Source organism: Nocardioides daedukensis (assembly GCF_013408415.1).
In the GTDB taxonomy this organism is placed as follows: domain Bacteria; phylum Actinomycetota; class Actinomycetes; order Propionibacteriales; family Nocardioidaceae; genus Nocardioides; species Nocardioides daedukensis.
In genome coordinates, this window is record NZ_JACCAA010000001.1 from 2,331,757 (window position 1) to 2,357,777 (window position 26,021).

A 26,021-nucleotide genomic window follows, 5' to 3' on the forward strand; every position below is an offset into this window, starting at 1 on the left:
GCGACTTCGATAGCCTCGGGCCGTGTCCTCCCCATCACAGCCCGTCCTGTCCGTGGCCAGCATCACCACGGACGACCACCTCGACTTCATCCGCTCGCGCCGTTCGGCGAGCTTCCTGCAGACCCCCGCCTGGGGCAAGGTGAAGTCGGAGTGGCGTCGCGAGTCGATCGGCTGGTTCCGCGACGGTGAGCTCGTCGGGGCAGCACTCGTGCTCTATCGCCAGCTGCCCAAGGTGAAGCGCTACCTGGCCTACCTGCCCGAGGGCCCGGTGATCGACTGGGAGGCCGACAACCTGGCCAAGTGGTTGGCGCCGATGGTGACCCACCTCCGCCGGGCCGGGGCGTTCGGTGTCCGGATGGGCCCGCCGGTGATCACCGGCCGCTGGTCCGCTGCCGACATCAAGGCCGGCATCGCCGACGACGCCGTACGCCGTCTCACCGAGGTCGCCCCGCTCGAGCGCAGCGCCGTCGGTGCCCGCGTGGTCAGCCAGCTCAACGAGACCGGGTGGCGTCTCCAGGCCGTCGAGGGCGGATTCGCCGCAGGGCAGCCGCAGTACAACTTCGTGGTCCCGCTGCGCGACGCCGACGGCAATCCGCGCACCGAGGAAGACATCCTCAAGTCGATGAACCAGCAGTGGCGGCGCAACATCAAGAAGTCCGCCAAGGAGGGCGTCGTGGTCACCCGCGGCACCGTCTCTGCCGGTGACGACGCCGACCTGCGGGCCTTCCATGCGCTCTACACGCACACCGCCGAGCGCGATCACTTCACGCCGCGGCCGTTGTCCTACTTCCGGACGATGTTCGAGGTCCTCAGCGGGGGCGGGGCTGATCCCGCGGTCGAGATCCGCCTCTACCTGGCCCACCACGAGGGCGACCTGGTCGCGAGCACGATCTGGATCCGGGTCGGCGCACACACCTGGTACTCCTACGGTGCCTCGTCGAGCGAGAAGCGTGAGGTCCGCGGCTCGAACGCGGCCCAGTGGGCAATGATCCAGGACTCGCTGGCCGAGGGCGCGGACGTCTACGACCTGCGCGGCATCACCGACACCCTCGACTCCGACGACCCCCATGTCGGGCTGATCCAGTTCAAGGTCGGCACCGGCGGGGAGGCCGTGGAGTACGTCGGCGAGTGGGACCTGCCGATCAACCGGGTGATCTACAAGGCCTTCGACCTCTACATGGGACGACGGGGAGGCAACTGATGAGCCTGACCCTCTACGTCGACGCCGCACGGTTCCGCGCCAACCAGCACCGGGTGCTCGCCCTCGCCCCCGAGGTGGTGCCGGTCGCCAAGGGCAACGGCTATGGCCTGGGCAACGCCCGACTGGCCACGGAGGCCGCCTCGCTCGGCGTGGACACCCTGGCCGTCGGCACGTACGCCGAGCTCGGCGAGGTCTCCGAGCACTTCCCGGGCTCGCTGCTCGTGCTCACCCCGTGGCGCTCGTTCGAGGCGCCGCAGGCACCCAACCCGCGGGTGATCCACACCGTCGGACGCCTCGAGGACCTGCAGGGGCTGCTCGGCCGCGACCCCGAGGCGCGATTCGTCCTCGAGCGGATGACCTCGATGCTGCGCCACGGATTCAGTGCCCGCGGGCTCCGTGAGGCCGGCGAGTGGCTGGACGCCAACCCGGCCGGCACCTTCGAGGGGGTCGCCTTCCACCTGCCGATGACCGGCGCCTCGCACCTGTCCGAGGTGCAGCGACTGATGACCGACGCCGTCGCCGCCGGGCTGCCGGCCACCACGATCTGGGTCAGCCACCTGACCGACGCCGAGCTGGCCAGCCTGGGCCGCTCCTGGCCCGACTACACGATCCGACCGCGGATCGGCACCTCGCTGTGGCTGGGTGACCGGGACGCGTTCACGGTCAAGGCCTCGGTCCTGGACTCGCACGAGGTCGACCGGGGTGACATCTTCGGCTACCGCGGACGCTCCGCGCCCAAGTCGGGAACCATCCTGATCGTCAGCGGCGGCACCGCCCACGGGATCGGGCTCGAGGCGCCCACCGGCGCCAACACGATGAAGGCTCGGGCGAGCGCGATCGCCCGCGGCGGCATGGACGCGGCCGGGTTCGTGCGGTCGCCGTACAGCATCGGCGGCAAGCAGCGCCTCTTCGCCGAGCCTCCGCACATGCAGGCCAGCATGCTGTTCGTGCCGGCCGGGTCGCCCGTGCCCGCCGTCGGCGAGGAGATCGACGTACGCGTGCGCTACACCGCGACGTCGTTCGACCGCGTCGAGATCGGCTGAGACCCGCGCCGACCCACCGGATCCTCCCGCTCGACCAGGTCGTGCTGCGGGAGCAGGATGTCGCGGACCACGATCACCACGAGATAGAGCTCGGTGAGCATCCGGAGCACGATCGCGACCCAGTACATCGGTGACTCGCCGTCGCCGCCCGCCTCGAGGAATCCGCCGAGGTACCACCAGACCGCGGCGAAGTAGAACAGCTCACCGGCCTGCCAGATCAGCTGGTCGCGCCAGCGCGGCACGGCCAGCACCGCGAGCGGCAGCAGCCACAGGACGTATTGCGGTGAGTAGACCTTGTTGACCAGCAGGAACCCGGCCACGATCAGGAAGCCGAGCTGAGCCAGCCGCGGGGTCTTCGGGGCGGCCAGGCCGAGCAGCAGCACCCCGATGCACCAGGCGATGAAGAAGATCCAGGAGACCTTGTTGATCGTCTCGTGGCCGAAGTCGTGCCCGTTCTGGGCCAGCACCAGCCACACGCTGCCCAGGTCGGCGCCGCGCTCGGAGTTGAACGTCCAGAAGACCTGCCAGTCCTCACGCCCGGTCAGGAACGCCGGCGCGTTGGCCGCCAGCCAGGCCAGCACCGCGGCGGCGGTGGCGCTCACCATCGGCACCCACTCGCGGCGCCGGATGCACATCACCAGCACCCCGCCGAGCAGGAAGAGCGGATAGAGCTTGGTGGCGGTGCCGAGGCCGATCATCACCCCGGTCAGCACGGGTTTGTCCCGCGACCAGGCCCACAGCGCGCCGGCGACGAGGGTGACTGCGAGCAGGTCCCAGTTGATCAGGGCGTTGAAGACCAGGACCGGGGCCGCGGCGAAGAGCATCGCGTCCCACGGACGCCTGCGGTGTACGCCGAGCAGGAACCAGGCCGCCAGGAGCGTCGCGATCCCGAGCATCACCGCGCTGACGGCGACGTAGTTGTTGGTCTCCTTCAGCACCTGCGGCTCGTTGCTGACCACGTCGATCGGGGTGTTCGAGCGTTCGTCGACCGACCCCGTCCCAGACACCCAGTGCGTCACCACGGACGCACCCCAGGCGAAGTAGGAGATGCCGACCGGATATTCCATCGCCTCGAAGCGCTGCCGGATCTCCTGGTCGTCGGTGTAGGGCCAGATCCGCTCGACGAAGCCGCGCCCCACATAGAGGTAGGGCATGTCCGAGTAGCACATCTTCGAATATCTGGCCTCGCCGTTGCGCCAGGTGTCCTGGTAGCACGGGGCCTTCTGGACCATCCCCAGCACGAAGACCACTGCGGTCACTGCGAGGACCACGCGGGCGGGCGTCCACCAACGGTGCGGCACGGCGTACCTGCCGAAGCGCCCACCGACGGACTCGCTGAGCGCGCCGACGACCGGGTCCTCCCGAGTGGGATGGACCCGGTCGTCGGACCCTGGCTCACTCACGGCCGGCGGGAGTCGACCTGTTCTGGCCCGGTCCCGAGGGCGATGGCTCCTCCGACGGCGTGGGGCTCCCCGACGGGCAGCCCCCGATCGAGCACGGGTCGGTCGGGTCCGGCAGCGGCGGCGGGCTCGACGGGGTGGGCGTGGTGCTGGGCGCCTGCGTCGACTTCGACGGCGAGGGGCTGGTGCTCTCCGACTCGCTCGCCGACTCCGACGGCTCGGCCTCCTGTGTCTGCGGCGCCGGCGGGGGCGCCGGCGCGTGGCCGCGGCTGGGCGCGTCGCCGTCGACGAACTTGGCGCTCGGCAGCTCCTTGACCTCGGCGCCCTTCAACGCCCGCTCCATCGCCTCGGTCCAGATCAGCGTCGGGAAGGTGCCCCCGAAGAACGGCTGTACGGCGTCCTCGATCGACTCGTTGCCGGTGCCCTTGGTGATCATCACCGCGGTGGACAGCTGCGGCGTGTAGCCGACGAACCAGGACGAGGAGACCTTGTCCTTGGAGTTGGTGGCGGTGCCGGTCTTGCCGCCGGCGGGACGACCCAGGGCCAGGGCCTTGGTGCCGCTGCCGGACTTGATCACCTGCTGCAGGGCATAGGAGGTGTCGTCGGCCAGGTCCTGGTCGAGCACCCGCTTGGTGCTGTTCTTGTGGCGGTAGCGGACCTCGCCGGAGCGGTCGACGACCTTGTCGATCAGGTAGACCTCGGCGACCTTGCCCCGGTTGGCGATCGTGGCATAGCCGTTGGCCATGTTGATCGGGCTGACCGTGGCCGAGCCGAGCGCGATCTGGCCGTTCGGCACCAGGCCGGGCGAGGTGCGCAGGTGGTCCATCCCCGTCTGGGACTTGTCCCACTTCGGGATGCCCATCTTGGTGGCCATCTTCAGGACGTCCTTGGGCCCGTCGGGCAGGGACATGGTCAGGTCCGCGAACGCGGTGTTGACCGAGTCCTCGGTCGCCTTGATCAGGTTGACCCGGCCGTAGTTGGTGTCACCCTGGTTGCGCACCCGTCCGCCCCCGGACTTGAACCGGTAGGGCGAGTTCCCCTCGAAGGTGTCCTTGAGGGAGAAGCCGGACTCCAGGCCGGCAGCAAGGGCGAAGAGCTTGAACGTCGAGCCGGGGGCGCCACCCGACACGGCCCAGTTGATCTGCGAGTCGAGGTAGTCCTGGCCGCCGTAGAAGCCGCGCAGGGCGCCGGTGCCGGGCTCCACGCTCGCGGTGGCGACGTGCAGGCCCTTGCCCTCCGGCCCCTGGTTCTCGACCGCCTTCTGGTTGGCCTGCATGACCTTCTTCTTCAAGGTCGTGGTGACTCGCAGGCCGCCGGCGTTGATCTCCTGCTCGGAGAAGCCCAGCTTGACCAGCTCGCGCTTGATCATCTCGAGCGCGTGGCCGCGCTGGCCGGCGTACGTCGACTCCCCCTTGATCTCGGGGAACTCCGGCAGCTTCTTGCCGAGGCGATCGGCCTGCTCGGGGGTGATGCTGCCGGACTCGGCCATCCCGGACAGGACGTAGCGGTAGCGCTGCAGGAGCGCCGCCTCGGAGTCCTCACCGTTGGCGGGGTCGAAGCGGGTGGGGTTGTTGATCACCGAGGCCAGCACCGCGCTCTCCGGGGTGGAGAGCTTCTTGGCCGGCTTGGCGAAGAACGCCTGGGCAGCCGCGTCGATGCCATAGGCCCCGCGGCCGAAGTAGATCGTGTTGAGGTAGCCCTCGAGGATCTCCTCCTTGCTCTGCTGGCGGACCAGCTTGAGCGAGACGAAGGCTTCCTTGATCTTGCGCGTGTAGGAGCGCTCGGAGCTCAGGTAGAGGATCTTGACGTACTGCTGGGTGATCGTCGACGCGCCCTGGCGGCCATTGCCCTGGGTGTTGGAGAGCGCGGCGCGGATGATGCCTTTGAAGTCCAGGCCGTTGTCGGTCCAGAACGAGCGGTTCTCGGCGGCGACGACGCCGTCCTTGACCGCATCAGGCATCTCGGAGAGAGGGATCGAGTTGCGGTTCTGCTGCGCATAGCGCCCGATCTCCTTCTTCCCGTCCGAGTAGTAGACATAGGTCGTCTCGGTCTGGAAGTCGGAGTTGGGGTCCGGGACGTCGATCGTGTTGTAGAGGACGACGAACGCGACGGCGCCGATCAGGACCAGGACCAGGCCGGTGATGCCGGTCCACTTGGCGGTCTTCCTCAGCCGACGCTTCCACGGAGCCATGTCGTCCGCACCCGTGGCCGCAGTACCCTTGGGCGCGTTCTTCTTCCGGGGAGCAGGCGAGGCCGCCTTGCGCTTTCCACTCAACTTCGGTCTCCGTCTGGTCCGGTCCTACATGGGGAAGGGCTTGTGCGATGGGCCGGTGGGCAACGATACGCGGCACATCGCGAAGCGAGGGGATCATCGCCCGATTCCTGAGCCGGACACACGCCGTTCACCACAAGTTTCCGATGCCAGTGATATATCGCTACGATAGGTCGGTGGCAAAACGCGGAGAGACGATCGAGCTGGCAGTCCTGGGACTGCTGCACGAATCTCCCATGCACGGATATGAGCTGCGGAAGCGATTGAACCTGATGCTCGGGTGGGGTCGACTGCTCTCCTACGGCTCCCTCTATCCGGCGCTGAAGAAGATGCTGCGCGCCAACCTGATCGTCGAGGACCGGACCGCCACTCCGGGTGCCATCGCGACCAAGAGGCCGCGGATCGTCTATCGCCTGACCGAGCGCGGCGAGCAGCAGTTCGTCACACACATGTCGGAGGTCGGCCCCACCGCGTGGGACGACGACAACTTCGACGTCCGGTTCGCCTTCTTCGGGCGCACCGACATGGAGATCCGGCTCCGGGTCCTCGAGGGGAGGCGCATGCGCCTCCAGGAACGGCTCGACAAGGTCCAGTCCCAACTGGCCCTGACCCAGAAGGAGATGGACCAGTACGCCTCCGAGCTCCAGCGGCACGGCGTCGAGTCCGTCGAGCGTGAGGTCCGGTGGCTCTCGGACCTCATCAATGCCGAGCGGAGCCAGCAGGCCAATCCGGCGCCGCCGGAGTCGGCCACACCACGCACAGACAGAAGGCCCCAGGGCCACAACCGATGAGCAGGAAGAGGAATCCGATGGGTTCGGTACGCGTAGCAATCGTGGGAGTCGGCAACTGCGCCACCTCCCTCATTCAGGGCGTCGAGTACTACAAGGACGCTGACCCCGAGGGCACCGTCCCCGGGCTGATGCACGTGAAGTTCGGCGAATACCACGTCTCGGACGTCGAGTTCGTCGCGGCGTTCGACGTCGACGCGAAGAAGGTCGGCTTCGACCTCTCCGAGGCCACCCAGGCCTCTGAGAACAACACCATCAAGATCGCCGACGTGCCCCCCACCGGCATCACCGTGCTGCGCGGCCCGACCATGGACGGCCTCGGCAAGTACTACCTCCAGACCATCGACGAGTCCGACGCTGAGCCCGTCGACGTGGTCCAGGTCCTCAAGGACAACAAGGTCGACGTTCTGGTCTCCTACCTGCCCGTCGGCTCGGAGCAGGCCGACAAGTTCTACGCCCAGTGCGCCATCGACGCGAAGGTCGCGTTCGTCAACGCCCTGCCCGTCTTCATCGCCTCCGACCCCGTGTGGGCCAAGAAGTTCGAGGACGCCGGCGTCCCGATCGTCGGTGACGACATCAAGTCGCAGGTCGGCGCCACCATCACCCACCGGGTGATGGCTCGCCTGTTCGAGGACCGCGGCGTGGTGCTGGACCGCACCTACCAGCTCAACGTCGGCGGCAACATGGACTTCAAGAACATGCTCGAGCGCGAGCGTCTGGAGTCCAAGAAGGTCTCCAAGACCCAGGCCGTCACCTCGAACCTGTCCGGCCCGCTGGCCAACATCAAGGACGGCCGCAACGTCCACATCGGTCCCTCGGACTACGTGGCCTGGCTCGACGACCGCAAGTGGGCCTACGTCCGCCTCGAAGGCCGCGCCTTCGGTGACGTCCCGCTCAACCTGGAGTACAAGCTCGAGGTCTGGGACTCCCCGAACTCGGCCGGCATCATCATCGACGCGGTCCGCGCGGCGAAGATCGCCAAGGACCGCGGCCACGGCGGCCCGGTCATCCCGGCCTCGGCCTACCTGATGAAGTCCCCGCCGGTCCAGATCGAGGACACCGAGGGTCGCGAGCTCCTGGAGAAGTTCATCGCCGGAGAGTGACGAACCTGCAGTTGTTGCGCGTCGAACTGGCAGTTGTTGAGGTTCGAACCGGCACTTCTTGCTGAATGACACCGCCGCCCACCCGATCAGGGTGGGCGGCGGTGTTGTTGTTTCACGTGGACCGTACGACGAACGCGGCGCCGCGGGAGTCGGCGTACCCCCGGCTGTTGCACCGCAACAACTGCAGGTTCAACGCACCACAACTGCCAGTTCGAGGCGCAACAACTGCAGGTTCAACGCACAACAAGTGCCAGTTCGACGCGCAACAACTGCAGGTTCGACGCTCAGAGGAAGTCGGCCAGCGCCTCGCCGAACTGGGCGATCGCCCACTCCAGCTCTTCCTCGGTGATCACGATCGGCGGGGCCAGGCGCACGGTCTGGCCGTGGGTGTCCTTGGCCAGGATGCCGCGCTCGAGCAGGTTGGTGCAGACCTCGCGGGCGGTGGCCATCTTGGGGTCGATGTCGATGCCGGCCCAGAGCCCCTGGCAGCGCACCGCGGTCACGCCCTTGCCCTCGAAGGCACGCAGGCCCGCGCCCAGGCGCTCGCCGAGCCGCTTGGCGCGCTCCTGCATCTCGCCGGTCTCGAGCAGCTGTACGACGGCCAGCCCGACCGCCGCCGCCAGCGGGTTCCCGCCGAAGGTCGAGCCGTGCTGCCCGGGCTGGAGCACACCGAGCACATCCTTGTTGCCGACCACGGCCGAGACCGGGACGATGCCCGCGCCGAGCGCCTTGCCGAGCAGGTAGAGGTCGGGCACGACGCCCACGTTGTCGCACTGGAAGGTGGCGCCGGTGCGGCCCAGGCCGGACTGGATCTCGTCGGCGATGAACAAGACGCGGTGATCACTGGTCATCTGTCGGACCCGCGGCAGGTAGTCGGCCGGCGGGATGCCCACGCCGGACTCGCCCTGAATCGGCTCGAGCAGCACCGCGACGGTGTTCTCGTCGATGGCTGCCTCGATCGCGTCGGCGTCGCCATAGGGGACGGCCCGGAAGCCCGGCGTGAACGGGCCGTAGTTGTCGTGCGCCTCGGGGTCGTCGCTGAAGGAGATGATCGTGGTGGTGCGGCCGTGGAAGTTGCCCTCGGCCACGATGATGTTGGCCTGGTTGGCGGCCACGCCCTTGACCTCGTATCCCCACTTGCGGGCGACCTTGATCCCGGACTCGACGGCCTCGGCGCCGGTGTTCATCGGCAGGATCATGTCCTTGCCGGCCAGGCGCGCAAGGGCCTCGGCGAACGGCCCGAGCGCCTCGGAGTGGAAGGCGCGGCTGGTCAGGGTGACCTTGTCCAGCTGTTCCTTGGCGACCCGGGTCAGCTCCGGGTTGCAGTGCCCGAAGTTCACCGCGCTGTAGGCGGCCAGGCAGTCGAGGTAGCGCTTGCCGTCGATGTCGGTGACCATCGCACCGGAGGCTTCGGAGACCACGACCGGGAGCGGGTGGTAGTTGTGCGCCGCATGCGCTTCGACGACCGCGATCGCGGCCTGCTGGGCGTCACTGACTCCGGCGAGTTCGTCGTGGTTCGTCATGCTGCCGACGATAACCACTGCATGGGCGAATCCCTAAAGAAATTGCGCCCGGAGCCCCAGATCAGGGGATCAAGTCGCCAATCGTGCCCAGCAGACCGCCCGACTTCTTGTTCGCCGAGGGTGGCGGCGACCACTCGAAGGCCTGTACGACGACGAAGCCGGGCCCGTGCAGGACCATCTGGACGGCCTCGCCCGAGCCACCGCGCAGCGCCGACGACATGTTCATCGAGTTGTGGAAGCCGGGGGTCAGGGTCGACGACCAGCAGACCGCCGCGTTGCGGTCGACGTACACCGGCTGCTGGGAGCAGTCCAGGACCATCGGCTTGCCGACCACGCTGATCGCCACCGTGCCGGTCCCGGTCAGGGTGGTGTTGAACAGGCCGCCTGCCATCAGGCCGGCGCCCTTGATCCGGTTGATGTCCCAGGTCAGCGCGGCGTCGAAGGCGAGCAGGTTGCGCTGGTTGATGCTGACTCCCTCGCCCTCGAGGTGGATCAGGTTGAGATAGCCGGCCTCGCGGGCGAACCAGACCTCACCCTGTCCCGAGACGCGCATCAGGGAGACGTCCTCGCTGGTGACGACCTTCTTCGCCAGCTTGGCCATCGATCCGGCCTTCTCGTGCTGGAAGGTGAGCTGGCCGCGGTGGCTGACCATCGCGCCCTTGGCCGCGAGCACGTCCGGGCCGAGACCGACCCGCAGCGAGCGCGAGTTCTGCTTGGCCCAGCGCTCGACGGACTGGACCGGAAGGTTCGCGGTGTCGAAGAGGTGACTCTTCATCGCTCAGGCCCCTGCCGCGAGCGGCGTCCACTCGAAGGCCTGTACGACGACGAAGCCGGGGCCGTGGAAGACGTACTGAACGGCCTCGCCCGAGCCGCCGCGGAGCATGGAGCCCATGTTCATCGAGTTGTGCACGCCGGGCGTCAACGAGGCGGACCAGCAGACGGTGGAGTTGGGGTCGACGTACACCGGCTGCTGCGAGCAGTCGAAGACCGTCGGCTTGCCGACGCTGGTCACCGCGACCGTGCCGGTGCCGCCGACGGTGGTGTTGAACAGCCCGCCGGTCATCATCCCCGCGCCCTTGGTGCGGTTGATGTCCCAGGTCAGCGAGGCGTCGAAGGCGAGCAGGTTGCGGAAGTTGGCGCTGATCCCCTCGTTCTCCAGCTCCAGCAGGAAGACATAGCCCGCGTCGCCGGCGAACCAGACCTCGCCCTGCCCGGTGACCCGCATCAGCGAGACGTCCTCGCTGGTGACGATCTTCTTGGCCAGCTTGGCCATCGAGCCCGACTTCTCGTGCTGGAACTGCACCTGGCCCTGGTAGGCGACCATCGCGCCCTTGGTGGCCAGCACGTCCGGGCCGAGGCCGACCCGCAGCATCTGGTCGTTCTGCAGGGCCCAACGCTCCTGGCTGGTGGCGCGGAGGTTGGACTGCTCGAACAGGTCGCTCTTCATGGGGCCAGACTAGGCCTCGACGTCCGCCTTGATCCGCTTGAGGGTCTGCTTCATCCCGTCGCGCAGCTCGGCCTGGAACCCGTCGTGACCGCCGAAGACCCGCTTGGTCAGCACGTCGGAGATCTTGGTGACCCCGTCCGGCGCCTCGCGACGCTGCACGATCCGGGTGCCGCCGGCGGTGGGCTCGAGCGTGAACGACCAGATCGTGGTGTTGTCCTTGATCCGGAACGCGAACTCACGGTCCTGGTCGAAGCGCACCACCTTGGAGCGCGTCGGCCACACCAGCGGCCCACGCCGGTTGATGTTGATCGCGGTGGTGCCCAGCCCGACCGGGCCGCCGCGCACGATGGTCTTGGCGACCTGCGGGCTCCACTTCGCCATCCGCGGGAGGTCGGTGACCAGCGCCCACACCGTGGCCGGCTCGGCATTGACCTCGATGGACTCTTCGATGAGTGCTTCGACGTTGCTCATGGCGGGACGGTAGCGGAGCGCTGGCCTCCACGACAGGACTGGTTCAGCCCGTGGGCGTTGCGGTGATCTCGTTCGGTACGACGTCCAGCTGGTGGCTGGCCCTCACCTTGCCGGTGACCAGGTCGACCAGGTGGATCTGCTTCGTGGCCGGTTCGGTGACATAGGCCGTGCCTCCCTGCACGTGCAGGGCCGGTCGCGGCTGCTGCCAGTCGATCGGCTCGCGCCAGGCCCGGGTGACCTCGATGGCGTCGGTGACCTTGCCGGACTCCACGTCGATGACCCGCAGCCGGCCGTCGGTGCCGAGCACCAGTCCCTCACCGTCGGGGCCGCGACCCAACGAACGGAACGTATAGCTGGCCGGGAGGTCGACCAGCCGGATCTTCGCGGTGCGGGTGTCGATCAGGCTGATCCGGGTGGGCCGTTCGAGCTCGGCGTCCTTCTCCGTCTTGTAGTCACCCAGCAGCACCGGGGACGCCTCGGAGCCGGCCTGGTTGCCGATCCGGCCGTAGGGATCAGGGCTCTGCACCTTGGTGAGGGTGCGCCCCTCGACGATCACCGCGCCGTCCTCGCAGCCGAAGACTGCGACCTGGTCGGCGGTGAACGCCTCGCCGTGTACTCCCGGGCACTCGTTGGTGGCGGCGAGCTCGTTGCCTGCCGGGGTGACCAACCGGACCCCGTTGCCGCCGTCCGGCGTACCGACGGTGTGGATCAGGTTGCCGTCCTCCCGCTCAACGGCAACGCCGTGGTGGGCGACCTCCACCCGGCGCGTGGTGAGCTCGGGATCACCGTCCTCGAGGTCGTGCGGGTCGAAGGCGACATAGGTGCCGGTCGCGTCGTCATATAGGACCGTCCGCTTCCCGTGTGCCACGACGTGGCCGGGCTCGTCGGCGGGCACCACGGTGCCGGTCATCCTCGGCTCGGTGACGAACGAGTGGCCGTGGTCGCTGTGTGCGTCGGTCCAGGCTCCGAGGTCGAGTGCCTCCCACCCCTTGGCCGTGGAGAGGAAGGCGTGGCGCCCGTCCCCGGCCTGGTTGATCCGGGTGAAGCCCTCCAGCTCGTGCTCGAGCAGCACCGTGCCCTTCTCGGCGTCGAGGACGATCACTCCGCCGTCGTGGGTGACGGCCACGCGTGGTTCGGGTGCGGCCACCTCGGTCGAGGTGACCGGCCGCTTCTTCGGCTCCGCCTCGTCGTCGGTGTCCTGGCCGCAGCCGGTCAGGAGCAGGAAGGCGGCCAGGGTGATGGGAATGGTTCTCATTGACTTCATGAGAGTCATTCTCATTCTGAATGAGAATGATTGTCAAACGGATGCAGTTCGTCCTGTTTGCGCCAGCGCACCCCGGGCAATGATGGCGGATGACCCACGTCGTACGCCGTGCGCTTGCCCCGATCCTGCTGGCCCTGATCCTTTTGGCCGGTCTCGCCTCGTGCGGAGAGGAGGGCGGCGCGAATGCCGGTGGGGCCGACTGGTCTGAGAGCACCGACCCTGTCGAGCACCGCGGGCTGAGCTTTGCCGACGGTCGCACGATCCACCTCGGCGACGGCTCGACGATCGACGCGGGCCAATGGGTCGGGGCGTACGTCGTTGCGGGTGACGGGATCTACTTCACGCTGGCACCGGGCGACGACTACGACGAGGACCGCGACCGACGGCTCCGCCTCGCCACCGCCGACGGCATCGAGGTGATCGACGTCCTGCCTGACCCGATGAGCCTGACGGTCTCACCCGACGGGCAGCACCTGGCCTTCATCGACCACAACGGCGAGCGGGACACCTTCGGCACACCCCAGGCCGAAGCCGTCGTCGTGGACCTCGGCACCGGGGAGGAGGTCGTGCGCAGCAACAGCGACATGGGCGACCCCGCAGAGGACGACTTCGCCGACCTCTACGGCGAGCTGGAGCCCGAGATCCATGGATTCGTCGACGACCGCGTCTATGTGCGCACTGTGAAGGACACCACTGCCTTCGACCTCGACACCGGCAAGGCGACCCAGGTGACGACCGGTGACTCCGTCACCGACCAGGACTGGTTCCAGGAGCTCACCATCGACGGCTCCAAGAGCCCCTCCGGCACCTGGTCGATCACCTCTCGGGACAACGCCGTGCCCCAGCTGATCGGACCTGCTGGCAAGGTCGTCGCCACCGATCTCCAGATCCAGGACTTCGAGGTGCGGTGGCACCTGGACTCGTGGGTCGACGACTCGACCCCGGTCGGCACCGCGGAGGTGACCGACCCGGTGACCACGGAGGTGGTCACGGTCCTGATCACCTGTGCCGTGCCGAGCGGGACCTGCACAGCACGCACCGAACCGGACGGTGGTCTGGCGCCCCCCAACGGAGATCCCACGGTGCGCCAGCCGATCGGCTGACGGCGCAACTCGCGCTACCCGCGCGGGGGCAGTGACCTCACTCGATCCCGACCACGACCCAGTCGCCGTCGGTGCGGGCCAGGACCAGGTGGACGTCGCGGTTGTCGTCCTCGCCGGACTCCGACTCACCAGGATCATCATTTGCACTGTTGTCGCTGCCGTCCTTGATGATCACCCCGGCCATGCCGTCCGGCGTGAGGCCCTTGAGACCGATCTCCTTCGACCAGTCGGCCAGCCACTTCTCCTGCTCATCGGCGGGGACCGCCCCGTCCAGCATCTCCGTCAGGCCCACGTGGACCTCGGTGGGTTCCTCCGGCAGGGTGAGCGAGCCGTTCTCGACCGCCGCGTTCAGGTCGTCCAGCTCAGGCTCACCCAGGTCGGACCAGAACTGATCCGACACAGCCGCCTCGAACGCGGACTTGTCGTTGTCACGCACCGCTGTGGCGAAGTCGGCGTACGCACGCTCCGCGGTGTCGGCAGGAGCAGAGCCGGGGTCGCGGGCCACCGTGGTCTCGTCGTCACTGCAGCCGGTCAAACCGAGCACCAGCAGGGCACTGCACGCAACTGCCGACAGACCTCTCACACGCATCATGCGCTGCATCTTCACACGCGCGCACGGGCGGCAAGGCCAAAAGCGGGAAACCGGGGGCTAGCGCGCGGCCCACCACTGGAGGAGCGCGGCCTTCGCCTCGTCCTCGGTCTTCGGGCCCTCCTCCATCCGCAGCTCGAGCAGCCACGCATAGGCCTGGCCCACCTCACGGCCCGGCGGGATCTGGAGGATCTCCATGATCTGGGTGCCGTCCAGGTCGGGTCGGATCGAGGCGAGCTCCTCCTCCTCCGAGAGCCGCTCGATCCGCTCCTCCAGGTCGTCGTAGGCCCGGCGGAGCCGGTCGGCCTTGCTCTGGTTGCGGGTCGTGCAGTCGGCGCGGGTCAGGATGTGCAGGCGGACCAGCTGGTCACCGGCGTCGCGGACATAGCGGCGTACGGCGGAGTCGGTCCACTCACCGTCGCCGTAGCCGTGGAAGCGCAGGTGCAGCTCGACCAGCTTGGTGACCGCGTCGATCTGGTCGTTGGAGAAGCGCAGCGCCTTCATCCGCTTCTTGGTGATCTTGGCGCCGACGACGTCGTGGTGGTGGAAGGTGACCACGCCACCGGACTCGAAGCGACGGGTCCTCGGCTTGCCGACATCGTGCATCAGCGCCGCGAAGCGGACCAGAAAATCGGGAGCAGGAGGGCCATCAGGACTCAGCCGGTCCTCCTGGTCGATCGCCTGCTCGAGCACGGTCAGGCTGTGCTCATAGACGTCCTTGTGCCGGTGGTGCTCGTCGCGCTCCAGCGACAGCGCCGGCAGCTCGGGCAGCACGTGCGCGGCCAGACCGGTCTCGACGAGCAGGGCCAGGCCACGGCGCGGGTAGGGCGCGCAGATCAGCTTGACCAGCTCGTCGCGGACCCGCTCGGCGGAGATGATCTGGATCCGGTCGGCCATCGCGGTCATCGCGGCGACCACGTCGGGCGCCACCTCGAAGCCGAGCTGGGCGGCGAACCTGGCCGCGCGCATCATCCGCAGCGGGTCGTCGGAGAAGGAGTCCTCGGCCTTGCCCGGCGTACGCAGCGTCCGGTTGGCCAGGTCGACCAGGCCGCCGAAGGGATCCTCGAAGCCACGCTCGGGCACGGTCAGCGCCATCGAGTTCACGCTGAAGTCGCGGCGCTGCAGGTCGGCCACCAGCGAGGTGCCGTAGTCCACGTCCGGCTTGCGGGAGGTGGGGTCATAGGTCTCCGAGCGGTACGTCGTGATCTCGACGGTCCACTCGCCCTTGCGGCAGCCGATGGTGCCGAAGTCGCGTCCCATGTCCCAGATCGCGTCCGCCCAGCCCTTGAGCAGCTTCTCGGTCTGCTCGGGCCGTGCCGAGGTGGTGAAGTCGAGGTCCTCCTGCAACCGCCCGAGCATCGCGTCGCGGACCGGGCCGCCGACCAGCGCCAGCTCGTGCCCGGCCGCGGAGAAACGAGCCCCCAGCTCGTCGATGATGGGAGCGATCCGCTCCAGCTCCCTGGCCAGGGTCTGCTGGACGTCGCTGATCAGGATCGGGGGCGGTTCTGCATGGGACACGAGAGACAAGGGTAGTCGCGACCAGAGGCTGAGTGCGGATCGAGGCAGACGCTTGCCGGACGGATAGAGTCGGCGCCGTGATCAGGCCGGCTGGGGAGTTGCGCGCGCCCGGAAGCGGTGTGTCCGCGGCGCTGGCCCTGCTGATGATCAGCGCGCTGCTGGTGCTGCTCGGCGTCCCAGCGCCCGCATCGGCCACAGTGTCGGCGACAGCGTCGACCTCCGCCGAGCCCGAGGACCCGCTCCAGCTCAGCATCACCGGGATGGACCCGTCGGTGGTTCCCGCCTCGGGCCGGGTCACCCTGCGCGGCGAGATCACCAACGTCACCGACGAGGAGTGGCGCGACGTCCGGGTCTATCCGCGGATCTCCTACTCGGCGCTCAGGACCGCCCAGGAGCTGAGGACCGCGGCACAGTCGGACCCGATGCTGGCCTTCGGCGACCGGATCACCACCGAGGGCGCCTTCGACGACTCGATCAAGACCTTGGCGCCCGGCGCGAAGACCACCTGGCAGCTGCGGGTGCCGGCCAAGCTGTTGCGCGACAAGATGAGCCTCGAGGACGGCGTCTACCAGATCGGCGTACAGGCGCTCGGCGCCAACTCCGAGGGCCGCTCCTCAAGCGCCAACGGCCGGGCGCGCACCTTCATCCCACTGATGGGCGTCGGCCACCCCAAGGTCCCGGCCAGCCTGGTCGTCCCGGTCCGGCGCAGCATCCGCGAGGACAAGTCGGGCCGGATCGCCGCCGAGTCCGCCTGGGCAGATGACCTCGCCGACGGAGGCCGGCTGGCCAACCTCGCCTCACTGATGGATTCGGGCGCTCTCCTTCCGACCACCTGGTTGGTCGACCCCGCGGTGCTGGACGCCGTACGCCGTCTCTCCCGGGGCAACCCGCGTCGCACACTGGCCGGCGCCGAGAGCACCGATGCGCAGCCGACGACCTCCCCGGACACCGAGGAGCACCCGGCCGCTGCCAGTGCCGAGGAGTGGCTGGGCACCTTCACCGCGATCGGTGCCGACCGCTCGATGCTGGCCCTGCCCTACGGCGACCTCGACGTGGCCGCGGCCTCCCGCAAGGACGAAGGGCTCTACGCCCGGGCGCGCGAGCTGTCGGACCGAGTGCTGCAGAGCCTCTCGCTCGACGCCGAGCCGGCGATCGCTCCGCCGAGTGGCCGGCTCCCCGAGGAGGCCCTGAGCCTGGCCGACGACGACGAGAGCGTCTTCCTGGCCCCCGAAGGCATCAAGGACCGCGCCCGGAACGGCATCACCCCGCCCGGCGCCGTGGTCGACGGGCGACCGGTCACGATCCACGAGGACTCGATCGCGGTGCGCGCCGAGGGCGACGTGGCCACCGGCCTGACCACCCGGCAGCGGATCCTGGCCGAGACCAGCATCCGCTCGCTGGCCGGCGTCACCGACGGCGTGGTGTTCAACCTGCCGAGCGACTTCGACCCCGGCCCGATGACGGACGACTTCCTCCAGGGCCTGCGTCGTTCCTACATCTCCTGGGGCGACCTGGACACCACCCGCGCGGCCAGCGACCCGGTCGAGACCACTGCGAACTACTCGCCCGCCGAGACCCGCGCCGAGGTCTCCACCGGCACCCTGAACCAGGCCCGGGAGCTGATCTCGCTGGGTTCCCGCCTGGCATCCATCCTGACCCTGAACGAGACCATCGACGCCGACCTGGGCAAGCTGGCGATGAGCTCCTCCTCGGTCCACGCCCGCTCGCGTGAGGCCGACGCCCGCACCTCGCTGCAGACCGCGATCGGGTGGAGCCAGCGACAGCTGGGCCGGATCACCATCGACGCACCGTCGTTCGTGATCCTCTCCTCCGACAGCGGCGCCTTCGCGATCAAGATCCGCAACCGACTGGCGCAGCCAGTGTCGGTCACCCTGGTGGCCACCTCGCGCGACGAGATCAGCATCGAGGCACCCAGCGAGATCAGCCTGGGCCCGGACTCGACGCGGACCGTCACGCTCAACGCCAACGCCGGCTCGATCGGCGTACACCCGGTCACCCTGCGCCTGGCCGACGCCGAGGGCCGCCCCTTCGGTGAGGAGGAGCAGATGAACGTGCGCTCCAACACCGTCGGCAAGGTGATCTGGGTGATCCTCGGGATCGGCGTCGGGATCCTGTTCCTCGCCATCGCGATCAGGTGGGTACGCCGTCTGCGTGGCCGCCGCTCCGCGCCCGACGAATCACCCGACACAACGGCCGGTGAGGACGCGTGAGCCAGAAGTCGATCATCAACGCCAGCGCGATCATGGCGGCCGGCACCATCGTGTCCCGGTTCAGCGGACTGATCCGGTCGATCCTGCTCGCCGCGGCGCTCGGCACCGCGGCCCACGCCGACCTCTTCACGATCGCCAACACGATCCCGAACATGCTCTACATCCTGCTCGCCGGGGGTGTCTTCAACGCGGTGCTGGTCCCCCAGCTGGTGCGGGCGATGAAGAACGACCCGGACGGTGGGGAGGCCTACACCAACCGGATCATCACCCTGGCCGGCCTCTTCCTGGCCGTGGTCACCGTGCTCCTGGTGATCGCCGCCCCCTGGGTGATGGCGCTCTACCTCGACTCCGGCCACCAGGGCGCGGACCGCGAGAGTGTCATCGACTTCGCCCGCTACTGCCTGCCCCAGGTCTTCTTCTACGGCATGTTCGTGCTGGTCGGACAGGTGCTCAACGCGCGCGGACGATTCGGGCCGATGATGTGGGCGCCGATCGCCAACAACGTGATCTCGGTGGCGGTCCTGGTCGTCTACCTGCTGGTCTTCGGGCCGTCCTCGGTGGGCGCCTACTCGACCGGTGAGGAGTTGCTGCTCGGTCTCGGTTCCACGCTCGGCATCGCGATGCAGCTGCTGATCCTGATCCCCTACCTGAAGTCTGCGGGCTTCAGCTATCGCCCGCGCTTCGACTTCCGCGGCTCCGGGCTCGGCCACACCCTGCGCCTGGGTGTGTGGACGGTGCTGTTCGTGATCGTCAACCAGATCGCCTACACCGTGGTCGTGCGGCTGGCCTCGAGCGGAACCGCCGACGGGGGCGACGGCACCGGTTACACGATCTATTCGGGCGCGTTCCTGCTGGTGATGGTCCCGCACGCGATCATCACCGTGTCGCTGGCCACCGCGGTCCTCCCCGAGCTCTCCCGGCGCGCGGCCGATCACGACATGACCGCCCTGGGCTCGAGCCTGGCCGCCACGCTGCGCACCTGCCTGGCCTTCATCATCCCGTTCGTGATCCTGCTGCCGATGCTCTCGCACGACATCGCGCGAGTGGTGTGGGGCTACGGCGCCTCCGCGGCGACCTATTCGGCCTATGCCCCCACGGTCGCGCTCTTCGCGCCCGGCATCTTCTTCTTCACCGTGCACTACCTGATGCTGCGTGGGTTCTACTCCCTCGAGCGGACCCGCACGGTCTTCTGGGTGCAGTGTGTGATCGCGATCGTCAACATCACCCTGGCCCTGGCCCTGGTGCAGACCACCAGCGCGAAGTTCACCGCGCCGGCGTTGGCACTGGCCTATGCCGGGGCGTACGCCGTCGGCGCGGCCGGCTCCTACCTGGTCCTGCGCTCCATCGTCGGCGGGCTCGAGACGGCCAGGTCGATCCGGTTCGTGGTCCGGGTCGCGATCGCCGGCGGACTGGCCGCGGGCGCGGCGTACCTCATCGCCCGGCTCCTGGACCCCCTGCTGGGTGGGCAGACGCCCAATCCGGCGCAGGCCGTTGTCTTCATGGCAGTTCTCGCTACCGTCGACGCAGCGATCTTCTTGGCGCTGGCTCGGGTGATGCACATCGACGAGGTCACCGAACTCGTCTCGAGCATCACCCGGCGCCTCCCGGGACGGGCGCGTGGCAGGGCCTAACATGGCCGAGGACCGGGGAGGTGATGGCGGAGTGCCGCAGACAATGAAGGCCGGCGACGTCGTCGTCGGCCGCTATCGCCTGATCGACCGGCTCAACGAGGCTCGCGGAGCGCACTTCTGGCTCGGCTGGGACAACATCCTGGCGCGGCACATAGCCCTGCACCTGATCCCCGAGGACGACCCGCGGGCCGCCGAGCTGGGTGAGGCGGCACGCCGTTCCGCCGCGATCCACGACCCGCGGATGCTCCGGGTGCTCGACCTCGGCACCGTCGACGGCATGGCCTACGTGGTCAATGAGTGGGGCGAGGGACGCTCGCTGAACCACTTGGTCGTCGACGAGCCGCTCTCCCCGCGCCGGGCCGCCTGGATGATCGGCGAGATCGCCGAGTTCATGGCCAAGGCCCACGCCCAGGACATCGCCCACGGGCGCCTGGTCCCTGAGAACGTGATGATCGACGAGGCCGGCGCGGTCAAGGTGATCGGCTTCTGCGTCGACGCCGTACTGCACGGCCTGCCCGCCGGTCGGGTGCACACCGAGGTGCTCGACCTGGCCGGGCTGCTCTACACCGCACTGACCGGTCGCTGGGCCGGGCCCTCGAAGTCGACGATGGCGCCCGCCCCGATCGAGCACGGCCGCACGCTGCGCCCTCGTCAGGTGCGCGCGGGTGTCCCGCGGGTGCTGGACGCGCTCTGCGACGAGGTGCTCAGTCCGTATGCCGGGCCGCACGACCACGGCTATGACTCGGCGGCCGCGATTGCGGCCGCGTTGATGGACTATGTCGGCGACCCGGCTGCGATGGCCGAGGCCGAGGCGGCGCTCCACCGCGGCAACACCAGCCCGCGGCTGCCGAAGATCGATGCCGTGGTGTGGGCGCCGGATCCGACTCCTGCGCCTTCGCCTGCCCCGGAGCCGGAGCCGGAGCCCTCCCCGGAGCCCGACCCTGTGCCGGACCCCGAGCCCTCCCCTGCACCCGACCCTGCCCCGGACCCCGCGCCCGAGCCCGACCCTGCCCCGGACCCCGCGCCCGAGAAGGTCACCGAGATGACCGTCGCCGGCACCCCGGTCTTCTTCGACGAGATGGAGGACGTCGGCTGGCTGGACAAGGACTCCCATCCGGAGCCTCCCCCGCCCCCGCCGTTCGAGGAGCCACCGGCCAAGCCACTCTTCGCGCCCGATCCCCCCGACGGAACGCCGATCCGCACCCGGCGCCCGGGCCACGACACCCCTGCCGAGGGTGGGTCCTACTGGCCCTGGGAGACCGGCGTCGAGATGCCTCCCCCGACCTTCGATGTCGAGGAGGACGAGGACGACTCCGTGCCGGGACGCAACTGGATGCGTACGGCTTGGATCATCATCGTCGCGCTGCTGGTCCTGTTCGTGATGCTCTATGCGTTCAACCGCGGTCGCGGTGGCGAGGATGAGCCCGGTCCGGCCGCGCGTGACAGTGCCAGCCCGAGCAACAGCGAGAGTGCAGGCGGTGAGCCCTACGAGCTGGCCGCGATCACCGACCTCGACCCCTATGGCGACCCGCCCGAGGAGAACGGCGACCTGGCCGAGCTGGCCATCGACGGCGACAACTCCACCGCGTGGCAGACCCAGAGCTATCGCCAGCAGTTCGGACCCGGCGGCCTCAAGCCCGGGGTCGGCCTCGTGATCGACCTCGGCGAGGAGAAGCCGGTCGGCGGGATCGACGTCCGAGTCGACGGCGACCCCACCGGCATCTCGGCCTACGTGGTCAACGGCGACCAGGCCCCGACTGAGGTCGAGGGGCTCCAACCGGCCGCCAGCGGCACCAGCTCCGGCGGCAGGGTGAGCCTCGAGCCGAACGACGGCGCCTCTGGCCGCTGGGTGATCGTGTGGATCACGGACCTGCCCGACGGCCTGCGCGGCCAGATTGCCGAGATCCAGGTCAGCGAATGACCCGCTCCGATGCGGAGCTGCTCGCGGCTCACGTTGCCGGCGACAGCGACGCCTTCGGCGAGCTCTTCGCCCGCCACCGGGACCGGCTCTGGGCGGTGGCACTGCGCACGATGGGCAATCCCGAAGAGGCCGCCGACGGGCTGCAGGACGGCCTGATCGCGGCATTCCGGCGCGCCGACTCGTTCCGCGGCGAGGCCCAGGTCACCACCTGGTTGCACCGCGTCGTGGTCAACGCCTGCCTGGACCGGTTGCGCGCCAACAAGGTCCGCGCCGCGGGTGCCCTGCCCGACGACCTGGACGAGGCCGGCGACCGCGGCACGCTCACCACGTCCGAGGCCGGGCCGGGTCCCGAGGAGGCGGCGGAGGCTCACGACGTACGCCGCGCAGTGCTCAGGGCCCTGGACACCCTCCCGGTCGAGCAGCGAGCGGCGCTGATCCTGGTCGACATGCAGGGCTATCCGGTGGCCGAGGCGGCCGCGATCCTCGGCTGCGCGGTCGGCACGGTGAAGTCGCGCTGTGCCCGCGGCCGCGCCCGGCTCGCTCCCCTGCTCGGCGTGCTGCGTGAGCCCGACGAGGCCTCGGACACACCCGGGAACCCGCCCGGCACCGGGGACGTCTCATCCGGTGACAGGCCGCGGGGCCCACCGGCGGTCTCGCCCTGACCCGCCCCAGCCAACGATTCTGACCCCACGATTTTTGACCCCGCCGGGAGGTGAATGAGATGACCGATCCGTCCGACGACGCCGTACGCCGTCTCCTGGCGGGCGCGCGTCACGACGAGCCGATCCCAACCGATGTGGCCGACCGGATGGACGCCGTCATCGACCGGCTCAGTGCCGAGCGTGATCGAAGCGATGACAACGAACCGATCCCGCTGCGCCGTCGCCGCGTACCCCAATTCCTCCTGGCCGCCGCGGCCGTGGCCGCGATCGGTTTCGGCCTCAGCCAGACCTCTGGAGCTGGTCCAGACGCTTCCGAGCAGGGCGCCGGGCGGGCCGGTGACTCGGTCACGAGCCAGGAGCAGGACCAAGGCGACCACAAGGCTGGGTCCTCATCCACTCCCAACCCCGCCCAGTCGGGAGCCCTGCCGATTCTTCAGACGCTCGACGCGGAGTCGCTGGACAGCTTGCGCAAGGCCCCGACGAGTCTGAGCGACGAGACCTACTCCCAGAAGAGCTCGGGCGCCGCGGGCGGCTGCCTGAGTGGCGAGGTGGCCGCGAACCTGGACTCGGCCGCCGACGTGCGAGCCGCCTCCTACCGTGGCCAGCGGGTCGCGGTCATCTTCACCGAGCGCGACCAGGGCGGCTATCTGGCCGAGGTTCACGCTTGTTCCGGGGCTCGCACACCTCTTGCGACCCTCGTCGTGCCCGCTGGGGAATGACGCCCGGTCTAGGATCGTTGAGCACGACGTACCCACTCTCGACCCCCCGGCCAGGAGGCCTGCGCACCATGAGCTCCGACGTCCGCAACGTGATCATCATCGGCTCAGGGCCGTCCGGCTACACCGCAGCCGTCTACGCCGCCCGTGCCAACCTGAACCCGCTCGTCTTCGAGGGCTCGGTGACCGCCGGTGGCGCGCTGATGAACACCACCGAGGTCGAGAACTTCCCGGGCTTCCGCGACGGCATCATGGGCCCGGCCCTGATGGACGAGATGCGGGCCCAGGCCGAGCGCTTCGGCGCCGAGCTGATCTCCGACGACGTCATCGAGGTCGACCTCAAGGCCTCCCCCAAGGTAGTCAAGACCGCCGACGGCGAGTTCCTCGCCCGCGCGGTGATCCTCGCGACGGGGTCGGGCTACCGCAAGCTCGGTCTGCCAGGAGAGGAAGAGCTGTCGGGCCGCGGCGTCTCGTGGTGCGCGACCTGCGACGGCTTCTTCTTCCGTGAGCAGAACATCGCCGTCGTCGGCGGTGGCGACTCCGCAGTCGAGGAGGCCACCTTCCTGACCCGCTTCGGCTCGAAGGTCACCCTGATCCACCGTCGAGACGAGCTCCGGGCCTCGGCGATCATGGCCGAGCGCGCGATGGCCGACCCGAAGCTCGAGATCGCCTGGAACTCCGAGGTCGCCTCGATCAACGGCACCGACTCGCTGGAGTCGCTGACCCTGCGCGACACGGTGACCGGCGAGGAGCGTCAGCTGGAGGCCACCGGCCTGTTCATCGCCGTCGGCCACGACCCGCGCTCGGAGCTGCTCGCCGGCCAGGTCGACCTCGACGAGAACGGCTACGTGCTGGTCGAGCACCCGTCGACGCAGACCAACCTCGAGGGCGTCTTCGCCGCCGGCGACCTGGTCGACCACCACTACCGCCAGGCGATCACCGCCGCGGGCACGGGCTGCTCCGCGGCCCTGGACGCCGAGCGCTACATCGCCGATCTGGACCACGCCGCGGCCAAGGGCGCAGGCGCGGTCGAGTCCGCCGCAGTCACCGAGCAGGTCCTGACCGCCGGCGCCTGAGCCGGGTCGGGCACCAACTGTCGGCGCCGGCGGGAATGATCCTCCGCAGCGCCGCGTTCCACCACTGACTCCCCAGGCAACGGCGGGGGTCGGTCCAAGCTTCCAGCCCGGACAGCCCGGGAACCAGAAAGGGATTACCGTGGGCAACATTGCAGCAGTCACCGACGCCGAGTTCGAGACCTCGGTGCTCAAGTCCGACAAGCCCGTCCTCGTGGACTTCTGGGCCGAGTGGTGCGGTCCGTGCCGCCAGGTCGCGCCGATCCTCGACGAGATCGCTGCCGAGCACGGCGACAAGCTCGGCTTCTACAAGCTCAACGTCGACGAGAACCCGCAGACTCCGGCCAGCTACCGCGTGACCGGCATCCCGACCATCAACGTCTACTCCGGTGGCGAGGTCGTGAAGTCGATCGTCGGCGCCAAGCCGAAGGCTGCGTTGCTCAAGGAACTCGCCCCCTACATCGGCTGAGTTCAATCGACACGGTTCGCGCCGGAGGCCCGAGGGGTCTCCGGCGCGACGTGTTTCGGGCGTACGACGCCCAGCAGCCGGTCCAGCGCGTGCTCGACCTCCTCCTTCCAGCTGATGGTGGAGTGCAGGTCCATCCGCATTCTCGGGTTGGTCGGGTGTGCTCGTTGGGTGCGGAAGCCGACGCTGGAGAGGAATCCCGTCGGCGCCACGCACCCCCCGTTGCGCCCTCTCGAGTCGCCGAACGCCTCCACCGCGGTGCACCCTTCGCGTCGCACCAGGTCGCGCGCCATGCCCTGCACCATGAGGCGCCCCAACCCTCCCCCGCGCATCGCGGGGTCGACGTACGCCGTGGTCAGCACGACGGCGTCGGGTGCCACGGGCCCGGCGGCGAACTGCTCGGCGCCGGGGACGAATCCCGGCGGCGCATAGAGCAGATAGCCGCGCGGCTCGTCGTCGACCATCGCGACCTGTCCGCACGAGCCCCACTCGCGCAGCACCTCGCTGAGCCAGTCCCGCTTCTGGGCACCGCACTCGTCCTCGTCGAGTCGTCCGCGCCGCACCGGGTCGAGTTCCCAGAACAGGCAGGCGCGACACGTGGGCGGCAGCGAGTCGAGCAGGTCCGGGGTGATTCGCACGCTCTTGCGTGACATGGGTCCTCCGCGGGGTGAGGAACTGCCTGGCGAACTGGCTGGGCCCGGACCGCCCTGGTGGTGCGTGCCTTGGCCTCTTCCGTCATGCTAGGACCTCCGAGCCAGCTTGAGGAGCCCTCCGTTGCGAGACATCACCTATCCGCCGATCATCCTGACCGCCAAGACCGCCTTCAAGGCGCTCGGGATGAACTTCCAGATGACCGGCACCGAGCACGTTCCTCGGTCCGGCGGGGTGCTGCTGGCCTGCAACCACATCGGGTACGCCGACTTCGTCTTCGGCGGTCTTGCCGCCAACCCGTCGGGCCGAATGGTCCGCTTCATGGCGAAGCGCGAAATCTTCGACACCCCCGTCGCCGGAGCGGTGATGCGGTCGATGCACCACATCCAGGTCGACCGAGGCGACGGGTTGGACTCCTTCAACGAGGCTGTCCGCTACCTCAAGGACGGCGAGGCGGTCGGCATCTTCCCCGAGGCCACGATCTCGCGCGCGTTCGAGCTCAAGGAGTTCAAGTCCGGTGCGGTGCGGATCGCCGCGGCGGCCGGTGTCCCGGTGCTGCCGGTGATCATGTGGGGCACCCAGCGATTGATGACCAAGGACCACCCGCGCGACTTCTCTCGAGGCAAGACGATCGCGCTCTCCGTCGGTGAGCCGCTCCACCCGACGGGCGAGGACGCCGTCGGTGAGACCCGAGAGCTCAAGGCGCGGATGAGTGAGCTGCTCGACCAGACCATTGCGAACTATCCGGCCGAGGAGCAGCCGCCCGGGTCGTGGTGGCTCCCGGCCAAGTTCGGTGGATCCGCTCCGACGCTGGAAGAGGCCGCCCGGCTCGACGCCGAGGAGAAGCGGGAGCGGGCTGCCAAGAAGGCTGCCAAGCGAGCCGCGAAGAAGAAGTAGCACTTCGACCTGGTGCGGGCACCCATTCCGGTGCCCTCATGCTGTTTCACG

The 26,021-nt window shown here is 69.0% G+C and carries 23 protein-coding genes; 13 read left to right on the top strand and 10 right to left on the bottom strand.

The genetic code is table 11. From position 1 onward, the window contains the following. The first annotated feature begins 22 nt into the window (after window positions 1–22). Both BJ980_RS11570 and BJ980_RS11575 read left to right on the top strand, forming a co-directional pair. Window positions 23–1,201 (top strand): lipid II:glycine glycyltransferase FemX, encoded by a 1,179-nt coding sequence (locus BJ980_RS11570; protein ID WP_343047791.1) that lies wholly within the window; start codon window positions 23–25, stop codon window positions 1,199–1,201. Beyond that, window positions 1,201–2,244: an alanine racemase gene (locus BJ980_RS11575; RefSeq protein WP_179502428.1), complete on the top strand. Its 1,044-nt coding sequence runs from the start codon at window positions 1,201–1,203 to the stop codon at window positions 2,242–2,244. Before BJ980_RS11570 ends, BJ980_RS11575 begins: the two co-directional genes overlap by 1 nt. Here BJ980_RS11575 and BJ980_RS19460 read toward each other — a convergent pair. Together BJ980_RS19460 and BJ980_RS11585 are read right to left on the bottom strand one after the other, a co-directional pair. Continuing rightward, window positions 2,205–3,647 carry a glycosyltransferase 87 family protein gene (locus BJ980_RS19460; RefSeq protein ID WP_179502429.1) on the bottom strand — a complete coding sequence of 481 codons (1,443 nt, stop codon included), beginning with the start codon at window positions 3,645–3,647 and terminating at the stop codon, window positions 2,205–2,207. The genes BJ980_RS11575 and BJ980_RS19460 overlap by 40 nt on opposite strands. Further along, window positions 3,640–5,919 (bottom strand): transglycosylase domain-containing protein, encoded by a 2,280-nt coding sequence (locus BJ980_RS11585; protein ID WP_179502430.1) that lies wholly within the window; start codon window positions 5,917–5,919, stop codon window positions 3,640–3,642. Before BJ980_RS11585 ends, BJ980_RS19460 begins: the two co-directional genes overlap by 8 nt. Before the next feature lie 173 nt (window positions 5,920–6,092). Here BJ980_RS11585 and BJ980_RS11590 point away from each other — a divergent pair, with 173 nt between their 5' ends. Both BJ980_RS11590 and BJ980_RS11595 read left to right on the top strand, forming a co-directional pair. Further along, window positions 6,093–6,707 carry a helix-turn-helix transcriptional regulator gene (locus BJ980_RS11590; RefSeq protein ID WP_179502431.1) on the top strand — a complete coding sequence of 205 codons (615 nt, stop codon included), beginning with the start codon at window positions 6,093–6,095 and terminating at the stop codon, window positions 6,705–6,707. A 17-nt stretch (window positions 6,708–6,724) separates the two neighbouring features. Further along, window positions 6,725–7,807: an inositol-3-phosphate synthase gene (locus tag BJ980_RS11595; protein WP_179502432.1), complete on the top strand. Its 1,083-nt coding sequence runs from the start codon at window positions 6,725–6,727 to the stop codon at window positions 7,805–7,807. A gap of 284 nt (window positions 7,808–8,091) precedes the next feature. Here BJ980_RS11595 and rocD read toward each other — a convergent pair whose 3' ends face one another. The 5 genes from rocD to aztD form a co-directional block, all read right to left on the bottom strand. Beyond that, window positions 8,092–9,330: an ornithine--oxo-acid transaminase gene (rocD, locus tag BJ980_RS11600; protein WP_179502433.1), complete on the bottom strand. Its 1,239-nt coding sequence runs from the start codon at window positions 9,328–9,330 to the stop codon at window positions 8,092–8,094. A 61-nt stretch (window positions 9,331–9,391) separates the two neighbouring features. Continuing rightward, window positions 9,392–10,105 (bottom strand): AIM24 family protein, encoded by a 714-nt coding sequence (locus BJ980_RS11605; RefSeq protein WP_179502434.1) that lies wholly within the window; start codon window positions 10,103–10,105, stop codon window positions 9,392–9,394. Window positions 10,106–10,108: 3 nt separating this feature from the next. After that, window positions 10,109–10,777, bottom strand: coding sequence for an AIM24 family protein (locus BJ980_RS11610; protein WP_179502435.1), 669 nt, complete (start codon window positions 10,775–10,777; stop codon window positions 10,109–10,111). 9 nt (window positions 10,778–10,786) lie between these two features. Beyond that, complete coding sequence (locus tag BJ980_RS11615) at window positions 10,787–11,248, bottom strand: SRPBCC family protein (protein WP_179502436.1); 462 nt, start codon at window positions 11,246–11,248, stop codon at window positions 10,787–10,789. A 43-nt stretch (window positions 11,249–11,291) separates the two neighbouring features. Further along, on the bottom strand, window positions 11,292–12,503 hold the full coding sequence (aztD, locus tag BJ980_RS11620) for a zinc metallochaperone AztD (RefSeq protein ID WP_218855489.1): 1,212 nt from the start codon (window positions 12,501–12,503) through the stop codon (window positions 11,292–11,294). 98 nt (window positions 12,504–12,601) lie between these two features. On the opposite strand from aztD, the gene BJ980_RS11625 reads away from it, so the two are divergent. After that, window positions 12,602–13,615 carry a hypothetical protein gene (locus tag BJ980_RS11625; protein WP_179502438.1) on the top strand — a complete coding sequence of 338 codons (1,014 nt, stop codon included), beginning with the start codon at window positions 12,602–12,604 and terminating at the stop codon, window positions 13,613–13,615. Between the two features lie 37 nt (window positions 13,616–13,652). Here BJ980_RS11625 and BJ980_RS11630 read toward each other — a convergent pair whose 3' ends face one another. Both BJ980_RS11630 and BJ980_RS11635 read right to left on the bottom strand, forming a co-directional pair. Next, window positions 13,653–14,207, bottom strand: a complete 555-nt coding sequence (locus BJ980_RS11630; protein WP_179502439.1) for a hypothetical protein — start codon at window positions 14,205–14,207, stop codon at window positions 13,653–13,655. Window positions 14,208–14,264: 57 nt separating this feature from the next. Further along, window positions 14,265–15,722, bottom strand: coding sequence for a CCA tRNA nucleotidyltransferase (locus BJ980_RS11635; RefSeq protein ID WP_179502440.1), 1,458 nt, complete (start codon window positions 15,720–15,722; stop codon window positions 14,265–14,267). A 77-nt stretch (window positions 15,723–15,799) separates the two neighbouring features. Between BJ980_RS11635 and BJ980_RS11640 the strand changes: the two genes are divergently transcribed. From BJ980_RS11640 to trxA, 7 genes are all read left to right on the top strand, one after another. After that, window positions 15,800–17,953, top strand: coding sequence for a DUF6049 family protein (locus BJ980_RS11640; protein WP_179502441.1), 2,154 nt, complete (start codon window positions 15,800–15,802; stop codon window positions 17,951–17,953). After that, complete coding sequence (gene murJ, locus BJ980_RS11645) at window positions 17,950–19,584, top strand: murein biosynthesis integral membrane protein MurJ (RefSeq protein WP_343047792.1); 1,635 nt, start codon at window positions 17,950–17,952, stop codon at window positions 19,582–19,584. The genes BJ980_RS11640 and murJ overlap by 4 nt, the downstream gene beginning before the upstream one ends. 31 nt (window positions 19,585–19,615) lie before the next feature. After that, window positions 19,616–21,505 carry a protein kinase family protein gene (locus BJ980_RS11650; protein WP_179502442.1) on the top strand — a complete coding sequence of 630 codons (1,890 nt, stop codon included), beginning with the start codon at window positions 19,616–19,618 and terminating at the stop codon, window positions 21,503–21,505. After that, window positions 21,502–22,167: an RNA polymerase sigma factor SigM gene (sigM, locus tag BJ980_RS11655; protein WP_179502443.1), complete on the top strand. Its 666-nt coding sequence runs from the start codon at window positions 21,502–21,504 to the stop codon at window positions 22,165–22,167. The genes BJ980_RS11650 and sigM overlap by 4 nt, the downstream gene beginning before the upstream one ends. 59 nt (window positions 22,168–22,226) lie before the next feature. Continuing rightward, window positions 22,227–22,886 (top strand): hypothetical protein, encoded by a 660-nt coding sequence (locus tag BJ980_RS11660; RefSeq protein ID WP_179502444.1) that lies wholly within the window; start codon window positions 22,227–22,229, stop codon window positions 22,884–22,886. After that, the gene (trxB, locus tag BJ980_RS11665) at window positions 22,883–23,959 is read left to right on the top strand and encodes a thioredoxin-disulfide reductase (RefSeq protein ID WP_218855490.1); all 1,077 of its coding nucleotides are present in this window, start codon (window positions 22,883–22,885) and stop codon (window positions 23,957–23,959) included. The genes BJ980_RS11660 and trxB overlap by 4 nt, the downstream gene beginning before the upstream one ends. Window positions 23,960–24,098: 139 nt before the next feature. Then, on the top strand, window positions 24,099–24,425 hold the full coding sequence (trxA, locus tag BJ980_RS11670; RefSeq protein ID WP_343047793.1) for a thioredoxin: 327 nt from the start codon (window positions 24,099–24,101) through the stop codon (window positions 24,423–24,425). Between the two features lie 2 nt (window positions 24,426–24,427). Here trxA and BJ980_RS11675 read toward each other — a convergent pair whose 3' ends face one another. Beyond that, window positions 24,428–25,075, bottom strand: coding sequence for a GNAT family N-acetyltransferase (locus BJ980_RS11675; protein ID WP_179502446.1), 648 nt, complete (start codon window positions 25,073–25,075; stop codon window positions 24,428–24,430). A 121-nt stretch (window positions 25,076–25,196) separates the two neighbouring features. Here BJ980_RS11675 and BJ980_RS11680 point away from each other — a divergent pair, with 121 nt between their 5' ends. Beyond that, the gene (locus tag BJ980_RS11680; RefSeq protein ID WP_179502447.1) at window positions 25,197–25,970 is read left to right on the top strand and encodes a lysophospholipid acyltransferase family protein; all 774 of its coding nucleotides are present in this window, start codon (window positions 25,197–25,199) and stop codon (window positions 25,968–25,970) included. The last annotated feature ends 51 nt before the right edge of the window (window positions 25,971–26,021 follow it).